The 17,921-nt window shown below is 52.6% G+C and carries 13 protein-coding genes; 4 read left to right on the forward strand and 9 right to left on the reverse strand.

The window, feature by feature from the left end:
* Position 1 precedes the first annotated feature (1 nt).
* Genes FW415_RS15035 through FW415_RS15045 form a run of 3 tightly spaced genes read right to left on the reverse strand, consistent with a single transcriptional unit; the run spans position 2 to position 3,960 of the window.
* Positions 2-1,285 carry a Gfo/Idh/MocA family protein gene (locus tag FW415_RS15035; RefSeq protein WP_148386497.1) on the reverse strand — a complete coding sequence of 428 codons (1,284 nt, stop codon included), beginning with the start codon at positions 1,283-1,285 and terminating at the stop codon, positions 2-4.
* A 60-nt stretch (positions 1,286-1,345) separates the two neighbouring features.
* On the reverse strand, positions 1,346-2,848 hold the full coding sequence (locus FW415_RS15040) for a sigma 54-interacting transcriptional regulator (protein ID WP_246858752.1): 1,503 nt from the start codon (positions 2,846-2,848) through the stop codon (positions 1,346-1,348).
* Between the two features lie 17 nt (positions 2,849-2,865).
* Positions 2,866-3,960 (reverse strand): VWA domain-containing protein, encoded by a 1,095-nt coding sequence (locus FW415_RS15045; protein ID WP_148386501.1) that lies wholly within the window; start codon positions 3,958-3,960, stop codon positions 2,866-2,868.
* Positions 3,961-4,187: 227 nt separating this feature from the next.
* On the opposite strand from FW415_RS15045, the gene FW415_RS15050 reads away from it, so the two are divergent.
* The 4 genes from FW415_RS15050 (at position 4,188) to FW415_RS15065 (ending at position 6,732) form a co-directional block, all read left to right on the forward strand.
* Entirely contained in the window at positions 4,188-5,030 is an 843-nt protein-coding gene (locus FW415_RS15050) for a sugar phosphate isomerase/epimerase (RefSeq protein ID WP_148386504.1), read from the forward strand.
* Positions 5,031-5,046: 16 nt separating this feature from the next.
* Complete coding sequence (locus tag FW415_RS15055) at positions 5,047-5,760, forward strand: porin family protein (protein WP_148386506.1); 714 nt, start codon at positions 5,047-5,049, stop codon at positions 5,758-5,760.
* A 304-nt stretch (positions 5,761-6,064) separates the two neighbouring features.
* On the forward strand, positions 6,065-6,343 hold the full coding sequence (locus tag FW415_RS15060) for a type II toxin-antitoxin system RelE/ParE family toxin (protein ID WP_148386508.1): 279 nt from the start codon (positions 6,065-6,067) through the stop codon (positions 6,341-6,343).
* Positions 6,344-6,354: 11 nt separating this feature from the next.
* Positions 6,355-6,732, forward strand: coding sequence for a HigA family addiction module antitoxin (locus FW415_RS15065; protein ID WP_210420700.1), 378 nt, complete (start codon positions 6,355-6,357; stop codon positions 6,730-6,732).
* A 104-nt stretch (positions 6,733-6,836) separates the two neighbouring features.
* On the opposite strand, the gene FW415_RS15070 is transcribed toward FW415_RS15065, so the two are convergent.
* The 6 genes from FW415_RS15070 to FW415_RS15095 form a co-directional block, all read right to left on the reverse strand.
* A complete protein-coding gene (locus tag FW415_RS15070; RefSeq protein WP_246858753.1) occupies positions 6,837-9,974 on the reverse strand; it encodes a DUF2723 domain-containing protein in 3,138 nt (1,045 codons plus the stop codon).
* A 169-nt stretch (positions 9,975-10,143) separates the two neighbouring features.
* Positions 10,144-10,437, reverse strand: coding sequence for a putative quinol monooxygenase (locus FW415_RS15075; protein ID WP_148386513.1), 294 nt, complete (start codon positions 10,435-10,437; stop codon positions 10,144-10,146).
* Complete coding sequence (locus FW415_RS15080; RefSeq protein WP_148386515.1) at positions 10,437-11,261, reverse strand: S-adenosyl-l-methionine hydroxide adenosyltransferase family protein; 825 nt, start codon at positions 11,259-11,261, stop codon at positions 10,437-10,439. Before FW415_RS15080 ends, FW415_RS15075 begins: the two co-directional genes overlap by 1 nt.
* An 86-nt stretch (positions 11,262-11,347) precedes the next feature.
* Complete coding sequence (locus FW415_RS15085) at positions 11,348-12,160, reverse strand: SDR family oxidoreductase (protein ID WP_148386518.1); 813 nt, start codon at positions 12,158-12,160, stop codon at positions 11,348-11,350.
* Between the two features lie 106 nt (positions 12,161-12,266).
* A complete protein-coding gene (locus FW415_RS15090; RefSeq protein ID WP_210420701.1) occupies positions 12,267-13,460 on the reverse strand; it encodes an efflux RND transporter periplasmic adaptor subunit in 1,194 nt (397 codons plus the stop codon).
* Between the two features lie 49 nt (positions 13,461-13,509).
* Positions 13,510-17,862 carry a CusA/CzcA family heavy metal efflux RND transporter gene (locus FW415_RS15095; protein ID WP_148386520.1) on the reverse strand — a complete coding sequence of 1,451 codons (4,353 nt, stop codon included), beginning with the start codon at positions 17,860-17,862 and terminating at the stop codon, positions 13,510-13,512.
* Between the last annotated feature and the right edge of the window lie 59 nt (positions 17,863-17,921).

A 17,921-nucleotide genomic window follows, 5' to 3' on the forward strand; every position in this document is an offset into this window, starting at 1 on the left:
ATTATTTAGGCAGTTTATAGTTGTTATGATATTGTGGTGTGATCAGTTTGTTGGCGTCTTTGCTGGTGAATTGCTGTTTGCCGGCATCCCAGTATACCTTTTGCCCGGTTTTGAAGGCGATGTTGCCCATCTGGGCATTTACGGCTACGTTGGCGCCAGTCTGAATATCGCAGTGGAGATCTTCCAGCTTGCGGGATTTGATCACGTCGAGGAAGTTGCGGGTATGTTTCACCAGGCCGTTGTCTGATGCTTTCCGGTAGGGGATGGCTTCCATCCTGTCTTTTTCCGCAATCACTTCCCATCCGCCGCGGTCCAGCACCAGGGTGCCGTTGTTGCCGATGAAGGCAATGCCGTGCGTACGGCCATATGGACCGCCGTCTATGCCGGTGGCGTGTTCCCATTGCATGTTGAAGCCGTCGAACTCATAAATGGCGGTGAGGGTATCCGGTGTTTCGGCGGCATCATCGGGATAGGCGAACTTTCCGCCGGAGGCCACTACGGATTTGGGATTGGAGGCTTTCATGCCGTAGAGGGCGTAGTCGACAAGGTGCACGCCCCAATCGGTCATCAGCCCGCCGGCATAATCCCAGTACCAGCGGAAGTTGAAATGAAAGCGGTTCGGGTCGAAAGGCCGCTGCTGCGCGGGTCCCAGCCAGGCCTTGTAATCCACTCCGGCAGGTGGTTGTGTAATGTCTTTTTTGGGGATGGACTTCATCCAGCCCATATATGCCCATGCTTTGACCAGCCTCACGTTTCCGAGCTTGCCGGAATGCACGAAGGCGATGGCGTCTGCAAAATGCTGCATGCTGCGCTGCCACTGGCCTACCTGCACTACCCGGTTATGCCGCTGCTGTGCGTTCACCATGGCTCGGCATTCCGCAATGGAATTGCCGATGGGCTTTTCTACATAAATGTCTTTCCCGGCAGAGCAGGCATCCGCCATCTGGAGGCAGTGCCAGTGATCCGGTGTGCCGATGATCACGGCATCGATATCCTTATTGTCCAGCATTTGCCGGTAATCGGCATACAGCTGCACTTTGATGTCTTTCTTCGCCAGTTCGCCGGCCCGTTTGTCCAGTACGTTGCGGTCAACATCGCAGAGCGCTAGGCAGCGGGCTTCGGGGTGGCCGAGCATGGCGCTGAGATCGCTCCAGCCCATGCCGTTGACGCCGATCACGCCAAAATTGATGGTGTCGCTTGGGGCTACGGCCCGTAATGCGGAGGGTAACAACGCGGAACCTGCAAGAATAGCAGAGGTGTTGTATAAGAAATGCCTTCTGTTCATGGTTTTCACTGTTTTTTAACGTGGGTAATACACAACAAAATAGAAAAAAATAGCATTTCTTTATAATTCTTCATCCTCTTCCGGGTCTTCTGAAGTGCTGAAATTCATCATGGTGCCCAGGAGGTCCGAGAACCGCGTTTCGTTTTCCAGTGTTTTCTTGCTCAGCAGGGAATAGGCGGAGAGGCCGTGCAGCACCATTTCCATCATCAGCAGCCGTTCCTGCTTATTGGCATGGGGGAAAAGCTGTTTTACCAGTTCCTGCAGGCCGGAAACCTGTGTCAGTGCGGCTTCGTATTGCTTGTCCGTAGCATCCTGCAGCATTTGCAGGGAATTACCCTGGTCAAACCAGGTGATAATGGGACGATAAGGGTTCATATCGGCTGTGCTGCCTGCTTTCCGTTTCTTGAACGCGTCAGGGTTAGGGAAGTAGGTGGCGAACATGGTGCGGATGCTTTTTTCGAGCAGGTTCACGGCTACCTGCAAAGGGCCTTCCTGTTCCCCTTCGTACACCAGTTCTATTTTGCCGGTGATGCCGGGAATGATGCCCTGTAGGTCGTTGATGCGGACGTAGGTGGATTTTTCCCTGTTGATGATGGCCCGTCTCTCCGCGGCGCTGACGGCATTTTCGAATGCTGCAATGGTGAGGCGGGCGGAAACCCCGCTTTTCTTGTCCACATACTCACTGCCCCTCGCTTCAAAAGCTACCTGTTCAATGATGCGTTTGATCATATCCGGCATTTGCACGGCCTGTTGTTCCGCATGCACATCGGCTTCCTGTTCGGTAATGAGCAGGGAGTTTTCGAGTGTTTTCGGGTAGTGGGTGATGATCTGGCTTTCGATGCGGTCTTTCAGCGGTGTGACGATGGAGCCGCGGTTGGTATAATCTTCCGGGTTGGCGGTGAATACAAAGAGGATATCCAGCGGCATGCGCACTTTGAATCCGCGTATCTGTATATCGCCTTCCTGGAGGATGTTGAAAAGCGCCACCTGGATGCGGGCCTGCAGGTCCGGCAGCTCATTGATCACGAAGATGCCGCGGTTGGAACGGGGGATGATGCCGAAGTGGATCACGCGTTCATCCGCATAGCTCAGCTTTTCATTGGCCGCTTTGATGGGGTCTACGTCCCCGATCAGGTCGGCCACGCTAACATCCGGCGTGGCGAGTTTTTCCCCGTAACGGGCTTCGCGGGGCAGCCAGGCAATGGGTGTTTTATCGCCGAGGGTGGCCACCTGGTCCCGCGCAAAGCGGGAGAGGGGCGCAAAAGGGCTGTCATTCACTTCTGAACCGGCCACGATGGGGATGTATTCATCCAGCAGGTCCACCATTTGCCTCGCCATTCTCGTTTTCGCCTGTCCCCGCAACCCCAGGAAGAGGATGTTGTGGCGGGAGAGCAGGGCTCTTTCGGTATCGGGGATCACCGTATCATCATACCCGATGATGCCGGGGAATGTGCTTTCTTTTCTTTTCAGCTTTGCGACCAGGTTTTGCCTGATCTCTTCTTTTACAGACCTGTACACATATCCGCTCTTTTTGAGCTCGCCCAGGGTTTTGATCTTTTCCATGCCCATTGTTTCTTTATTTAGAATGTTTTCCTTTTCCCGCTTTCAAAATCATAGAACAGGAACTGTCCAAGCTTGTCTGTACCGGAGAAGAAGGCTTTACCGTTATTGGTTTCCGTAAATTCTTTCACGAATTGCTGGAGCCAGGGATCGCTGGCTACCATGAAGGTGGTGATGGGTATTTTGAGCTTTTTGCATTGCGCGGCCAGGTTGAGCGTTCTGTTGAGTATCTTCCTGTCCAGCCCGAAGCTGTTCTTGTAGTATTGCTTGCCCTGTTTGAGGCAGGTGGGCTTGCCGTCCGTGATCATGAAGATCTGCTTGTTGGGATTGCGCCTGCGCCGCAGGAGGTCCATGGCCAGTTCCAGTCCCGCTACGGTATTGGTATGGTAAGGCCCCACCTGCAAATAGGGGAGGTCTTTGATCTCGATCTGCCAGGCATCATTGCCGAATACGATGATGTCCAGCGTATCTTTCGGGTAGCGGGTGGTGATCAGTTCACTGAGGGCCATAGCCACTTTCTTGGCGGGCGTGATGCGGTCTTCCCCGTAAAGGATCATGGAATGCGAGATATCGATCATCAGGGCGGTGGAGGTCTGCGTCTTGAAGTCGGTTTCCTGGATCTCCAGGTCGTCCTGCTGCATGGAGAACGCATCAATACCGTGATTGATCTGCGCATTGCGGATAGATGCCGTCATATCGATCTGCTCCAGCGGGTCCCCGAACTCATATGGACGGGTTTCCGCGTTCAGTTCATCCCCCATACCCGATTTACGGATATTATGATCGCCGGCAGTGGATTTCTTCAGTTTGCCGAATATCTCTTCCAGTGCACGTTTGCGTATGGTCTGTTCTGTTTTTGCCGTGATGGAGATATTGCCGCTATCCGGGTTATCCTGTATATATCCTTTATTACGAAGATCTTCTATGAAATCACCGATGCCATAGTCGTTATCGGATAGCTGGTATTCTTTATCCAGTTCCGTGAGCCATTGCAGGGCTTCCGCAACGTCACCGCTGGTATAGGTAAGCAATTGCGTGAAAATGTCCAGCATTTTCCCGAACGGCGACTGATTTTTATCAGCCGGCTCGTACTTTGAGAACACAAATCCTTTCATCCGTTTATTTTTATTGTCTTACGGGCCGGATGGAGCCTTGGATGTTTCCGGCGTCATATGTTCATCTAAATTACGTAAAAACTCTTTAACGCAATTTTTCAGTGCCGCTGGTCACTCCGTTCTTGCATTACTGGGAAAAGGCAGTTAATTTTCGGATATTATTCATCATCCGTCAGCAGGAGCCACCTTTAGTCGGCTTCCGGACGATCCAAATTAAATGCGCGTTTATGAATTTTTTGCGAAAAGGCCTGCTGCTGGCAGGTATGGCTGTCATGATGTACGCTTCACCGGCTGCTGCACAGCAGAAAGAGGCGAAACTGGGCTGGAAGCTCGGCGCCCAGTCGTATTCATTCCGACTTTTTACCCTGGCGGAAGCGCTGGACAAGCTGGACTCCTGCGGATTGCAGTATGTGGAGTGCTATAACGGTCAGCGGCTTGGCGGCGGTATCGAAGGTAATATGGATTTCAAGATGGATGCCGCCAAGCGGGAGCAGGTGCTGGCATTGCTGAAATCCAAAAAGAAGAAACTGGTGGCTTTCGGCGTGGTATCTCCCCGCGGAGAAGAAGAATGGAAACAGATGTTCGATTTTGCAAAGGCCATGGGCATACAGATCATTACCTCCGAGCCGCGTACGCAGGATCTGGATGTACTGTCCCGCCTGGCGGACGAATACAAGATCAAAGTAGCGATCCACGATCACCCCAAACCCAGCCATTACTGGCATCCGGACAGTGTACTGACCGCCATTGAGGGCCGCAGCAAGTATATCGGCGCCTGCGCAGATATCGGTCACTGGGTACGTTCCGGACTGGACCCCGTGGAATGCCTGCAAAAACTGAAAGGGCATATCTTCAGTCTTCATTTTAAGGACCTGAACGTGAAAGCACCTAAAGCACACGATGTGGTGTGGGGTACCGGCGTTTGCAATATTGAAGGCGTGGTGAAAGAACTGAAAGCACAACGATTCAAAGGGGTGTTCTCCGCGGAATACGAGCATAACTGGGATAACAGTGTGCCGGATATTACAGCCAGTGTGAAGAATCTGAGAGAAATGATCGCCAAACAGTAAAATACAACACTATACTATGAAATTCTTATTGCCCGCCATGCTTTCACTGTCGTTGTTGCTTCCGGCCCGGCACCTGCATGCACAGAACAATCATTTTACATTCGGATTGCATGCCGGTTTTAACCTGTCAAATGCCATCGAAGAAGTGAGTTATATCATTGCGGATAAAAAGAGCAAGCCCGGTTTCCAGGTTGGGTTATTGACGAATTATCATTTTTCAAAATCCCTCTACCTGCAATCCGGTCTGTCCCTCACTACTAAAGGCACCAGGCATGAAGGCGCTGAAGTGTGGATCGGAAGCACCAATCCACCGGTGACCTATTACGAAACGACTACCCGCCAAACCTATCTTCAGGTACCTTTAAAAGTGGGGTATCAGTTGCATCTGAATGCACAGTCTGCGCTTTTCGTACATGCAGGGCCATATGCAGCTTATGGCATTGGAGGAAAAGAGATTATTAAAAGCAGGACCGTCAGCTCTTCCGAAAACATACCACATGAGAAGATCACCGCTGAAACTTTCGGAGACAGAACAACGGCAACGAACGGTTTTACGAGGTGGGACTATGGCCTGAGCTTTGGTTTGGGTACAAGTTACCGGAAGCTGAGCCTGGCGGTAGCGTATGAGCCGGGATTGGCCAATATCGGCGAAAATAAAGATAGTGATGCGTCTCTTGACCGTACATACAAGAACAGGAATCTGTCATTGACGGTGGGGTATAATTTTTAGGACAACCCAGGACTATCATTGGCAGCGTGAAGAATCGGGGCGGGATGGCCGCGGAGTTGTTGTACACATAAAAATGTTTGAAAGGGGACAGGCTATAGTAGTCTGTCCTTTTTTTATTTTCTGCGATGAGCAATTCACCCTTTTAGTTCTCTTTTGTTATCTATCCTGTGCATACTGTCAGATGTGAAGGATGACAAGGCAGCGGTACCTTCCCCGGTAAACGCGTACTGATGATGTGAACACTATGCAATCAGTGTTTTAAAATAAATTTGTAACCCATAACGTAACATGTTATATTTGTATTATGATCGTCAGTATTCAGCATAAAGGGCTAAAGCGCTTTTGGATAAAAAACGATGCATCGAAGCTGCCACGCGATCAGGTTGAAAGGATAAGAGATATCCTGACTTTGCTGGATGGCGCAGAAAAAGTGAGCGATATGAACTTTCCCGGTTCTGCCCTCCATAAGCTAAAAGGGGATTTGGAGAATTACTGGGCGGTAACCGTAAAAGCTAACTGGCGTATCATCTTTCAGTTTGAAGACGGGAAAGCGCATCTTGTCGATTATTTGGATTATCATTAAAGGAATGTATTATGCTTAAAAGAGGGATGAAGCCCACACACCCGGGTCGTATTTTGAAGAATCTGTATATGGAGCCACTTGGTTTAAGCGGCGGTGATGCTGCGGATAACCTGGGTATTACCCGTAAAACGTTGTCCATGCTTTTAAATGAGCATCAGGGTATCAGTGCGGAAATGGCGTGGCGTTTGGCAAAGGCCTTTGATACCACGCCGGAGTTATGGATGAACATGCAGCGTAATTACGATTTGTGGAATGCCGCACAAAAAGTACCTCTTTCCAAAATCAAACTTTTTCGAAAGGCGAAAGCGCTTCCTGCCGAAACGGTTACCCTGAAAGGCAAACCGGTCAAACCAGCCACTTCAATCAACGTGGTTAAGGCATCCCGGTAATTGAACAGGATATTCACTCCTTAACGTCAGTTTACCAACAAGCCATTCACTAAAAAAAGCCTCCCGCTTTAAACAGGAGGCTTTTCTCATATTAAGACATTCAATTATTTACTGCTATCCGGCACCGTATTGAACTGCTGGCCGGTTTCGGCCTGCTGCGCGGAGTCGCTTGCGGTAAAGTCGATCTTCCATTGCTTCAGCATCAGCGTGAACTGTTCGGCGCGGCGGGCATCGTCCTGCAGATCATTAGTCAGCAGGCGTGGCGGGAGGCTGCGGTAGTAGCGCATCTGTTGCTCCAGATCCCGGATCAGCTGCAGGGAGATCTCGTCGGCTTTCTTTGGATCGCCGGCCAGGTAGTAGGCGTACACGATCTCCATGCTCCAGAGGTTATGCATGTTGCCGGGGGTGGTCATGGCATAAGGCATGTTTTCCGGGAGGAAAACGGAATCCTGCCTGTTCAGCACTTCCAGCGCTTTATCTTTTTTGTTTTCTTTTGCCAGCGCTACGCCCAGCTTGGTGTATGCGTTGCGGAGGCTATGCAGCATGCGGCGGTTGGGCTCATCGAAATACACGCCTGGCACATCCACGCTGCCGTACACGAACTTGTTCATCAGGTTATCGTACATCTTGCGGGTATGCACCTGATCATTCAGGCCGGGAAGCATTTCATCCGAAGGTGCGCGGCGTACCGGCACAAGACGGTAGGTGAGGCCTTCTACCTGCAGGTACTCGTTGAAGCCGAGGTCTATCGGGCTGGTAAAATATATCGGGCGCTTCCAGTTATTGGTAGCGATGATATCGTATATGGCCAGATCGCCTTTGTAGATCACATTCTTGTTGATGGTGAACTGTACGTTCGGTACAATACGGCCGCTGTCCTGAACATCCACGGTGCCGTTTTTCACTACTTCGGCGGCATCTACAGGGATGAAAAGGTGTTTGGTGGGCAGGTAGTTCACTTTATCACCACTGGTCAGCGGTACTTTGGCGGCATCCCTGTCATCTCCAACAAAGGCGATCACTTCGTTGATATTGAAATACCGGTCCTGCGGCAGCTTGCCGTTATCATAATGCATCACATAGCTGCGGGCGTCCCCACGGTATTTTTCGGGACTGAGCGTCATGGGAATGGCCGGGCTTTCGTTGACGGCTTTCCGCTGCTGCTCTATGTACCATTCTGCGCTTAACAGGCTCTGGTTGATCACGCGGATATCCGGGCGGATGCCTTCTACTTCCTGCGCATACCACAGGGGGTAGGTATCGTTATCGCCCACGGTGAACAGGATGGCATTCGGTGCGCAGGATTCGAGGTAGTCGCGCGCTACATCGCGGGCGATCACTTTTTTGGAACGGTCGTGATCGTCCCATCCCTGCTGTGCCATCAGCACCGGTACGGCTACGAGGCAAAGCACAATAGCCAGCGGAGCGGCTACGCGCAGTTTTTTCTGAAGGAAGAAGTTGTACACGCTCAGCACACCCAATCCTATCCATACCGCAAAGGCATAGAAAGAGCCTACATAGGCATAGTCACGTTCCCTGGGCTGGTTGCCGGCCTGGTTCAGGTACAGCACAATGGCGAATCCGGTAAAGAAGAAGAGCAGGCCTACGATGAATGCATCTTTCCGGTGACGGTTATAGTGGAAGAAGAAGCCTATCAATCCCAATATCAGTGGAAGGAAGAAGAAAGTATTCCTTGCTTTATTGTTCAGCAGGCTGTCCGGCATTTCCGACTGGTCGCCATACAGTAGATTGTCTAACGGACCGATGCCGGATATCCAGTTGCCATCGCGCGGGTTGCCGAATCCCTGGGTATCGTTCTGTTTGCCGGCGAAGTTCCACAGGAAATACCGGATATACATGAAGTTCACCTGGTAGCCGACGAAAAACTTGATATTATCGAAGAAAGTGGGCTTTTCGCCATCTTTCAGGTTCAGGAATGCTTTGTAGTAATCGGCATGCCCCTGGTCGTTAGAAGCATCCCAAACGCGCGGGAACAGCATTTTGTCGGCGCTGTTGTACACCGGCGCCTGTTTCTGGCCTACCACTACATATTTGTCTTTAACACGGGCGTACACGTTGCCGGTGGATTCGTATTTCTCCGGGCGGGCAGTGAATACCTGTCCATATAACAGCGGGAAATCACCATACTGCTCACGGCCGAGGTAGCCTACGAGGGAAACGGGATTATCCACATTGTACATATCCACAGACGGGTCTGCGGAAGAGCGGATCATGGTGGTCACATAGGTAGAGTAGCCCATCAGCAGGAAGAAGATGCAGGCATTGATGAGCCGGGTAGCATGTTTGAGTTTCTCTGCATTGAGGGTGATACCGAAGGTTTTAATGAAATAGGGGATGAACAGCACACCTGCGGCCAGAATGAACCGGAAGATGTGCACGCCGGCGCTGTCGCCGTCGGCAAATGCGGGGATCAGGATCACGGAGGCGATCACGATCAGCGGAACATAGAACCCGAATTTGGGTTTCATATAGCCATATACCAGCAGGCCGATCAGCGCTACGAAGTAAAAGGTAAAACCGGAGAAGAAGGGGAGGCCGAGGCTGTTCACGAAGAACACGTCCATCATGCCGGATACTTTAATGGTATCCTGTATGATGAATTTCTGCACGAGGCCGGTGATCAGGCATCCCAGTACAAAGGCCCAGAAAGCGCCGGTAGTGGTGGGTTTGCTGCTGCGTTTGAAATAATAGATCAGCACCATGGCCGGGATGGTGAGCAGGTTCAGCAGATGGACGCCGATGGAGAGGCCCATGAGATAAGCGATCAGCACGATCCAGCGGTCACCGTACTTGCTGTCTGCCTCATGCTCCCATTTGAGCATGGCCCAGAACACAACGGCGGTGAAGAGGGAAGACATGGCGTACACCTCGCCTTCCACTGCGGAGAACCAGAAAGAGTCGGAAAAAGTATAGGCCAGGCCACCTACGATGCCGGCGCCCATTACTGCCAGCAGTTGCTGGTTGCTGAGCGGTTCTCCCTGGGGAGAGAGGATACGGCGCGCAAAGTGCGTGATGGTCCAGAACAGGAACAGGATCGTGAAACCGCTGGAGAGGGCGCTCATGATGTTCACACCAAGGGCAGCCTCGGAGGGGGCGAAGGGCAGCGTAAAAAGCCTGCCCATCAATACAAACAAGGGCGCACCGGGGGGGTGGGGCACCTGTACTTTATAGGCCGCGGAAATGAATTCGCCGCAATCCCACAGGCTTCCCGTGGCTTCCATGGTCATTAAATAAACAGCACAGGCAATTATGCACACTATCCAGCCCGTAATGTTATTGATCCGGTTAAAATTCATAAGGTTGTTTTAGATATTCCGACAAAAATAGAAAAAGTAACCAATTAAGCTAATGTGAACAATAGTTTTAACTTTTTATAAATACTTTAACATATTAACGTGTTGGGGTGATGTCATCCAGGCTCCAGGCTTCGGGTTTTGCCGTGAACCAGGGCTTTATGGCGGTCCAGATATCCGCAAACATCGCGGAATGCCGGTAGGCATCCAGCGCATCCTGGCCATCCCACAGGCTGTAGGTCATGAAAACGCCTGCCGGAAGATGGCTTTTCCAGAGCGCCAGGTGGCGGCAACCGGGAAAATTGCGGATAAGCAGCATCTTTTCCGAAAAAATGCGTTCAAATGCGGCGGCTTTCCCGGGATCGATGGTGAGTTTCACTATCCTGACCATTATTCGAAGATTATACGTACGGTTTGGTAAAATGAGAGCTGCTGGTAGGTGGCTTGCTGCAGTTGGTCCCGGCTGAAGCCCTGCAGCCCGAAGAGGCCGGCGGCATTGCCCTTGTTCACCGCTATCTCCAGGTAACCGGCGGAATTGAACAACGCCAGTTTCTGGCCTTCCGGCACATCTGCATAGGTTTCACTGATGCTGCGGATCATTTCATCCCGGCGGAAGAAAATGGCAAATTTGCGGCCATTACGGTGTTCATCGAACTGTTCGCGGGTGATGTTCACCACTACGTTCTCGAAATTATCGATGTGAATGATCTGACCCTCAATGTAATCCGCGCCGGTGAGCGGCTGAAGGTTATTTTTTACCACGATCTCCGAAACCAGCGTTCCAGCATCTTCCAAAGCGGCTCCGCCATTTACCTGCCGGATGGCCTGTGCCATGATATGTACCAGGTTGATGGTGGTTTTCGGCGCTCCGGGGTCAAGCGGAAGGCGTACGACGGCGGCGGGCATCTCCCCGGCGATCATCGTCATCAGGCCATTGTCCGCACAACAGATATATTGACCGTTATGCTTCGCCATCAGGAGGTAATCCGCCTTGCGGTCGAAAAGATTGTTGAGCACGAGGTGAAAAGTGCCTTCGGGGAAATGCCGGAAAGCGGCGCGGCAGATATAGGTTGCCTGCGGAAGATTAAAGGGGGAAATATGATGGGAAATATCTACCAGCCTGGCATCCGGACAGTTTTGCAGCAACAGGCCCTTGATGGCTCCCGTGAGGTAGTCCTGCAAGCCGATGTCGGATGTCAATGTGATAATGGGCATGTTGTAGCTCAGGGGCCGGTTTTTTCCAGTGCAAAGAAAGGCAAAAAGTAAAAAGGAAAAAATTAAAAATCATTTGTACAGGCTTGCTATTCCAGCGGGGAGCCCGGTTCTTTTTTGAAGTGGGAGAAAACCAGTTTATCCAGCAGGCGCGGAAATGTTCTGCTGAGCAAAACGGTGAACCGTCCCTGGGAGGTTAGCACCAGTGTGCGTTTCCGTTTGGCAATGGCTTTCAGGGTATGCTGCGCCACCTTTTCGGCGCTCATCAGCTGTTCTTCCTTCAGCGGGGTCTCCTGCTGGGAATGGCCGGTTTTGTCCAGCGCGGTGTTGCGGATATTGGAGGCGGTGAAACCCGGACAGATCCACATCACGTTAACGCCTGTATGCAGATTTTCCGTACGCAGCGCCTCCAGGAAGCCCTGCATGGCAAATTTGGAGGCGGAATACCCCGTTCTGCCCGGTAACCCGCGGTAACCGGCAATGGAAGAGACGCCCACAATCGTGCCCTTGTTGGCCAGGATGGAGGGCATTGCGTATTTCGTGCAATGTACCGTTCCCCAGAAGTTGATGTCCATCAGCGTTTTGAGCACTTCCACATCCGTATCCTTGAACAATGCCCGCATACTGATGCCGGCGTTGTTGATCAGTATATCTATCTTCCCGAACCTTTCCAACGCGCTATTGATGAATGCCTTGCAATCTGCCTCTTGGCTCACATCCGCCACAAAGGTGTGCAGACTGGCTGAATTGCATTCTTTTTGCATCTCGTCGAGGGCGGCCTGCCTGCGGCCGCAAACGGCTACAAAGGCGCCCGCCTGTAAAAACGCAACAGCGAGCGCCTTTCCGATGCCTGAAGTAGCACCGGTGATCACGACAGTTTTTTGCTGAAAAGAGATTTGCATTGCGCAAAAGTAATGGAGAAAATAAAAACAATGGCGGGTTGTTCCCGATTAGGGGCAATTATTTTTCCATAAACACGCTTTTCAGCCTTCTCAATGGAGATGGAGCTTAGTGCCCATGCCCTTCTTCGTCACCACTGTTCATCTTCGCCAGCAGGTCTGCCGCTCCGCTGATCACTACCCGGGCAGTATCCGCATCCACAGCAGAGGGGAGCATCACTTCCGTGTACCCCCCTTCGCTTACCCCGGTTTTCACTTCCACCCGGCTGAAGTGGTAGTGGTCGTCGTCTCCCGGCTCCTGCAGGAAAATATATTGTTTCCCGCCATCCATCACGATCGCGTTTTCGGGGAGGGAAGGCACTTCGGCGGCGCCGGTCTCTATCCAGGCCTTGAGATAGGTGCCGGGCATCATCTCCCTGTCTTCCCGGTCCAGATGACAATGCACCCGGATGGTACGGTCGCTGTCAATTTCGCGGCCTATCAGGTGGATGGTGGCCGTTCTTTCCTTTGTTTCGCTGGACAGGATGAAGCGTACTTTCCGGCCAATCTTCAGCCGCGGGATGTCCTTTTCGAACACGGTGATCTCCGCATGCAGGTGTTCTGTATCCACGATCTGGAACATGGCTTCGTTCGGACTGACGAATTTGCCGATGTTCGCATTCACCCGGGTGACATATCCGCTGATGGGTGTTACAACAGGAATGGAACGGAGGATGGTGCCTTTTTCCAGTTTCTGCACATTGATGTTCATCAGCTGGAGCTTTTGTTTGAGCGCTTCCAGTTTTATCTGCAGGCTGCGGTGGTCGGCCTCCGTTTTTTGAAAGGTTTTCCGGGAAGTGACGTTCTCTGCGCTCAGTTCCTGCTGGCGCGCAAACTCCAGGGAGAGGTATCCGAGCTGTGATTTTGCTTCCAGGTAGTCCTGCTGCAGCTGGATATAATCCGGATGCTCCATCCGCGCGATGATCTGCCCTTTCTTCACCCAATATCCTTCCAGCAGGGTGGTATTGCGGAGAATGCCGCCGTAAGGCATGGAAATGCTCACGGTTTGCTGCGGCGGCACATCCAGCATGCCGTTCACTTTGATGCTTCCGCTCAGTTCCCGGAGCGTCACCGTGCCGGTTTGTATGTTCACGGTCTGGTATTGCGCTTTTGTCAGTTCCACGATGTTCTCTTCGTGATGTTCCGCTGTTGCGGTGCTGTCTGCCGCCGGCGCTTTGCTTTTGTTGCCGCAGGAAATGAGCAGCAGTACAAGGGCGGGCAGGCAGATAGCCATTATCCTGTTATGATTGAAGGTCGTTTTCATCCGTTCATATTTAATTTTTACGATAATTTCCATCATGCCGGCTTCATGATCATTCAGATTTGTTGCCTGACAGATATTGCAACTGCAGCATGCTTTGATTGTAATTATTGAGGACAAGCAGATGATCGTTCTGTATTTCACTGGCTGTACGAAGACTTTGCAGGTATTCCACGTACCCGATCTCTCCGCTGCGGTATGCTTTGGTGGCCTGCGTGATCATCAGGTCCGCCTGCGGGATCAGGGAATTGCGGTACTGTTGCAGTGATTCACGGAATTTGGCAATTTGCTGCAACTGCTCGTTATACCTTCCTTCGTAATTTTTCTGTTGCAGCTGGTAGCGATATTCCGCCGCCTGCCGATGGAGCCTCGCAGCTTTGATCTTTGCGGATTGCGGTTTGAACCAAAGTGGAATGGCAAGCCCTGCTTCCAGGCCGTTGAAGCGGTTACCAGCTCCGGCGGCAGGGGCATTGCCTGCATGCAGCGGTGCGCCTGTCAGCGTCTGGGTAAAAAAGCCGACCGTGATATCCGGCAGCAAACGGTTCTTTTCCACTTTCTGTTGCTGGCCGGCGATGAGGGCCTGTTGCCGGTACCATTGGAGGCCCGGGTTGCCCGAGGTATTTCCCGTGGTGAATGGCAATTCCTCCAGCGGGGCTTCCGTTATCTGCACCGGTGCTTCCGCATGCATCAGCGTTTGCAGCCTGGCCTGGTAAAGCCTGATATCTGCTTTTACCTGCTGGAGCTGTGTGCGCAGTTGTTGCAGCTGGCTTTCGGCGGTGGTCTTTTCCAGCAGTGTACTTTCACCCGTACGCAGTTTTACGGCCGCCGCGCTGGCAAACCGGGAGAAGATGGAATCCTGGTCCTGCAGTTTCTGTTCCAGCGCATGCAGGTACAGCAGCTGGTGCCAGGCCGCTTTCACCTGGTAGATCAGCTCGTTTTTGCCTGCTGCCATCTGCAGCTCGCTTCCTTTTACCCCGGCGTCCGCAAGCCTGGCCTGTGCGCCAAAAAGAGTGGGGAAGGGAATGCTTTGCATGATGGAAATATTGTTGTCTGTTTTTACATAGCTGTTATACTGGCCGTATTGCAGCATCACATTTGTTTTGCCGATATCCGTTGCCGTTGCCCGCATCTGGCGGGAGGCATCCACGTCCGCCTGCGCGGCCATCATCTGCCTGTTCTGCCGCAGCGCGATATGTATGCAGGAGTCCAGCGAATAACGTTCTTCCTGTGCGGAAGCAGGCAAGCTGCACATCAGCATCAGCAACGACGCTATTACTGCGGGCCGGACTTTGGGGCGGATCTTCTCAACATAGATGTACAGCACCGGCAGTACCAGCAGTGTGAGCAGGGTAGAGGTCAGCAGTCCGCCGATCACAACGGAGGCCAGCGGTTTCTGCACTTCCGCGCCTGCGGTGTTGGAGAGGGCCATGGGCAGGAAGCCCAGAGAGGCCACTGTAGCCGTCATCAGCACAGGACGCAGCCGTATTTTCGTGCCTTCCAGCACAATCGCTTCAAGATCGGTCATACCTTCTTTTTTTAGGCGGTTAAATTCCGCGATCAGCACAATGCCATTCAGCACCGCTACCCCGAAGAGGGCAATGAACCCTATGCCCGCGGAAATGCTGAAAGGCATGCCGCGCAGCAGCAGCGCCAGTACGCCGCCGATGGTTGCCATGGGAATGGCGGTGAAAATGAGCAGGGAATGTTTGATGGAGCGGAAAGTGAAGTAAAGCAATAAAAATATCAGGGCCAGGGCAATGGGTACGGCAATGGACAGGCGGGTCTCGGCTTCGCGCAGGTTTTCGAACTGTCCGCCGTAAGTAATGAAATACCCCGGGGGAAGTTTTATTCCCTGTCCGATCTTCTCCTGTACTTCTTCCACAACGCTTTCTATGTCCCGCCCGCGAACGTTGAACCCGGCGATAATGCGCCGTTTGGCGGCTTCGCGTTGTATCTGGGCCGGTCCCGGTTCATACCGGATATCCGCCAGCTGGTCAAGCGGCACCTGGTGACCGTCCGGCGCGCTGATATACACATTTTTGACATCCTCAATGCTTTGCCGGTTCACTTTAGAGAAACGCACGACCAGATCGTACCGCCGTTCGCCTTCATATACCAGTCCGGCGGACTGTCCGGCAAAGGCAGCGTTGATGGCCTGGTTAACGGTATTCACATCCATACCGTAGCGGGCCAGCATCTCCCGGTTGAGCCTGATAACGATCTGCGGAAGGCCGGTGATCTTTTCCAGGTAGAGATCTTCGGCGCCTTCGGTGGCAGTGATGATGCGCCCTACCTGTTCGCTCAGCCGGGTAAGCGTCCCGAGATCTTCCCCGAATATCTTCACGCCCACATCCTGCCGTACACCGGATATCAGTTCATTGAAACGCAGCTGTATCGGCTGTGAAAAGCCGAAGTTGACGCCGGGTATCGCTTCCAGGGTCTCCTGCATTTTGTTCACCAGTTCTTCGCGGCTGGATGCGGAGGTCCATTCCGATTTATCCTTCATGACGATCATCACGTCCACCGCTTCCATGGGCATGGGATCGGTGGGGATCTCCGCCGATCCTACCTTGCCCACCACTTCTTTGACCTCCGGGAAATTCTTCAGCAGCAGGTCGGATGCCAGGTTGATCTTGTCGATCGATTCCTGCAGGGAACGGCCGGTAGTGAGGCGCATTTCAATGGCCAGGTCCCCTTCCTCCAGGGTGGGAATGAACTCCCCGCCAAGCCGCAGGAAGGTGATGACAGCGGCGATGAACAGCAATACGGCCGTGAGCACAACGATCAGTTTGTGCCGTAATGCACCCTGTATAACGGGATGGTATAAACGTTGAAAGAAATGCATCATCCTGTCAGAGAACCCCGGTTTGCCGCTGGTCCGCTTGCTGAGGAACAGGGCGCTCATCATCGGCACATAGGTGAGGGAAAGGATGAAGGCGCCGAGAATGGCAAAGGAAACGGTCTGCGCCATCGGCCTGAACATTTTCCCTTCAATACCGGTCAATGCCAGGATGGGCAGATATACCACGAGAATGATGATCTCCCCGAATGCGGCGGAAGTACGGATGCGGGAGGCGGACAGGTACACTTCTTCGTTCATTTCCTGCTGGCTGAAGCGGTGCAGTTTGCGAAGCCCGAGGTGATGCATGGTGGCTTCCACAATGATCACCGCCCCATCTACGATAAGGCCGAAGTCGATAGCGCCGAGACTCATCAGGTTACCGGATACGCCAAAGAGGTTCATCATCGAAATGGCAAACAGCATGGCCAGCGGTATTACGGAAGCTACGATCAGCCCGGCGCGGAAGTTCCCGAGGAAAATGACCAGTACAAAGATCACGATGAGGGCGCCTTCGATCAGGTTTTTGCTGACGGTGCCGATGGCGCGGCCCACCAGGTCGCTGCGGTTCAGGTACACTTCCAGTTCCACGCCTTCCGGCAGCGATTGCCGTATCTGTTTCATCCGCTCTTCCACGCGGTTTACGACCTGGCCGGCATTCTGGCCCTTCAGCATCATCACCACGCCGCCGACGGCCTCTCCGCGGTTCTTTCCTTCGGCGCGGGTAAGCGCACCATACCGCACTGCTTGTCCGAAGCGCACTTCAGCAATATCGCGGATCAGCACCGGGAAACCCTGTGTTGTTTGTGTGACCGCTATCCTGCCGATATCGTCCAGCGACTGGATCAGCCCTTCGCTCCGGATAAACCAGGCATTGGGTTTTTTATCGATGTAAGCGCCGCCGGTATTCTGGTTATTTCTTTCCAGTGCGGTGAACACTTCATTGATGCCAAGCCGGAAGCTGCGCAGCTTGTCCGGGTCCAGCGCTATTTCATATTGTTTGAGCAGGCCGCCGAAGCTGTTCACTTCCGCTACGCCCGGTGTGCCGAGCAATTGCTGCCGGATGATCCAGTCCTGTATGGAACGGAGCTCCATGGCATCGTACTTTGCTTCGTAACCCGGTTGGGGATGGATCACATATTGATATATTTCACCGAGACCGGTGGATACGGGCGTCATTTCCGGCTTGCCTATCCCGGCAGGAATGCGGCTTTCCGCTTCACCGAGTTTTTCGTTCACCTGTTGGCGTGCCCAGTAAATATCCACATCGTCATGAAAGATGACCGTTACCACAGAGAGGCCGAACCGGGATGTTGAGCGTATTTCTTTCAGCTCCGGAATAATGGCCAGGGTTTGTTCCACCGGGAATGTAATGAACCGTTCCACTTCCTGCGGCGCCAGGGAAGGGCTTTGCGTGATCACCTGCACCTGGTTGTTGGTGATGTCCGGCACGGCATCAATGGGCAAACGGGAGAGGGAATACAGCCCCCAGGCCATCAATGCCAGGGTGAACAGCCCGATGATCAGTTTATTATAGATTGAAAATCTGATGATTTTGTCAAGCATCTGTTTCAGTTATATGAGGAATGCATGCAACACCGGCATACCGGCAAAAGACCGGATGC

This window comes from Chitinophaga sp. XS-30 (assembly GCF_008086345.1).
In the GTDB taxonomy this organism is placed as follows: Bacteria; Bacteroidota; Bacteroidia; order Chitinophagales; family Chitinophagaceae; genus Chitinophaga.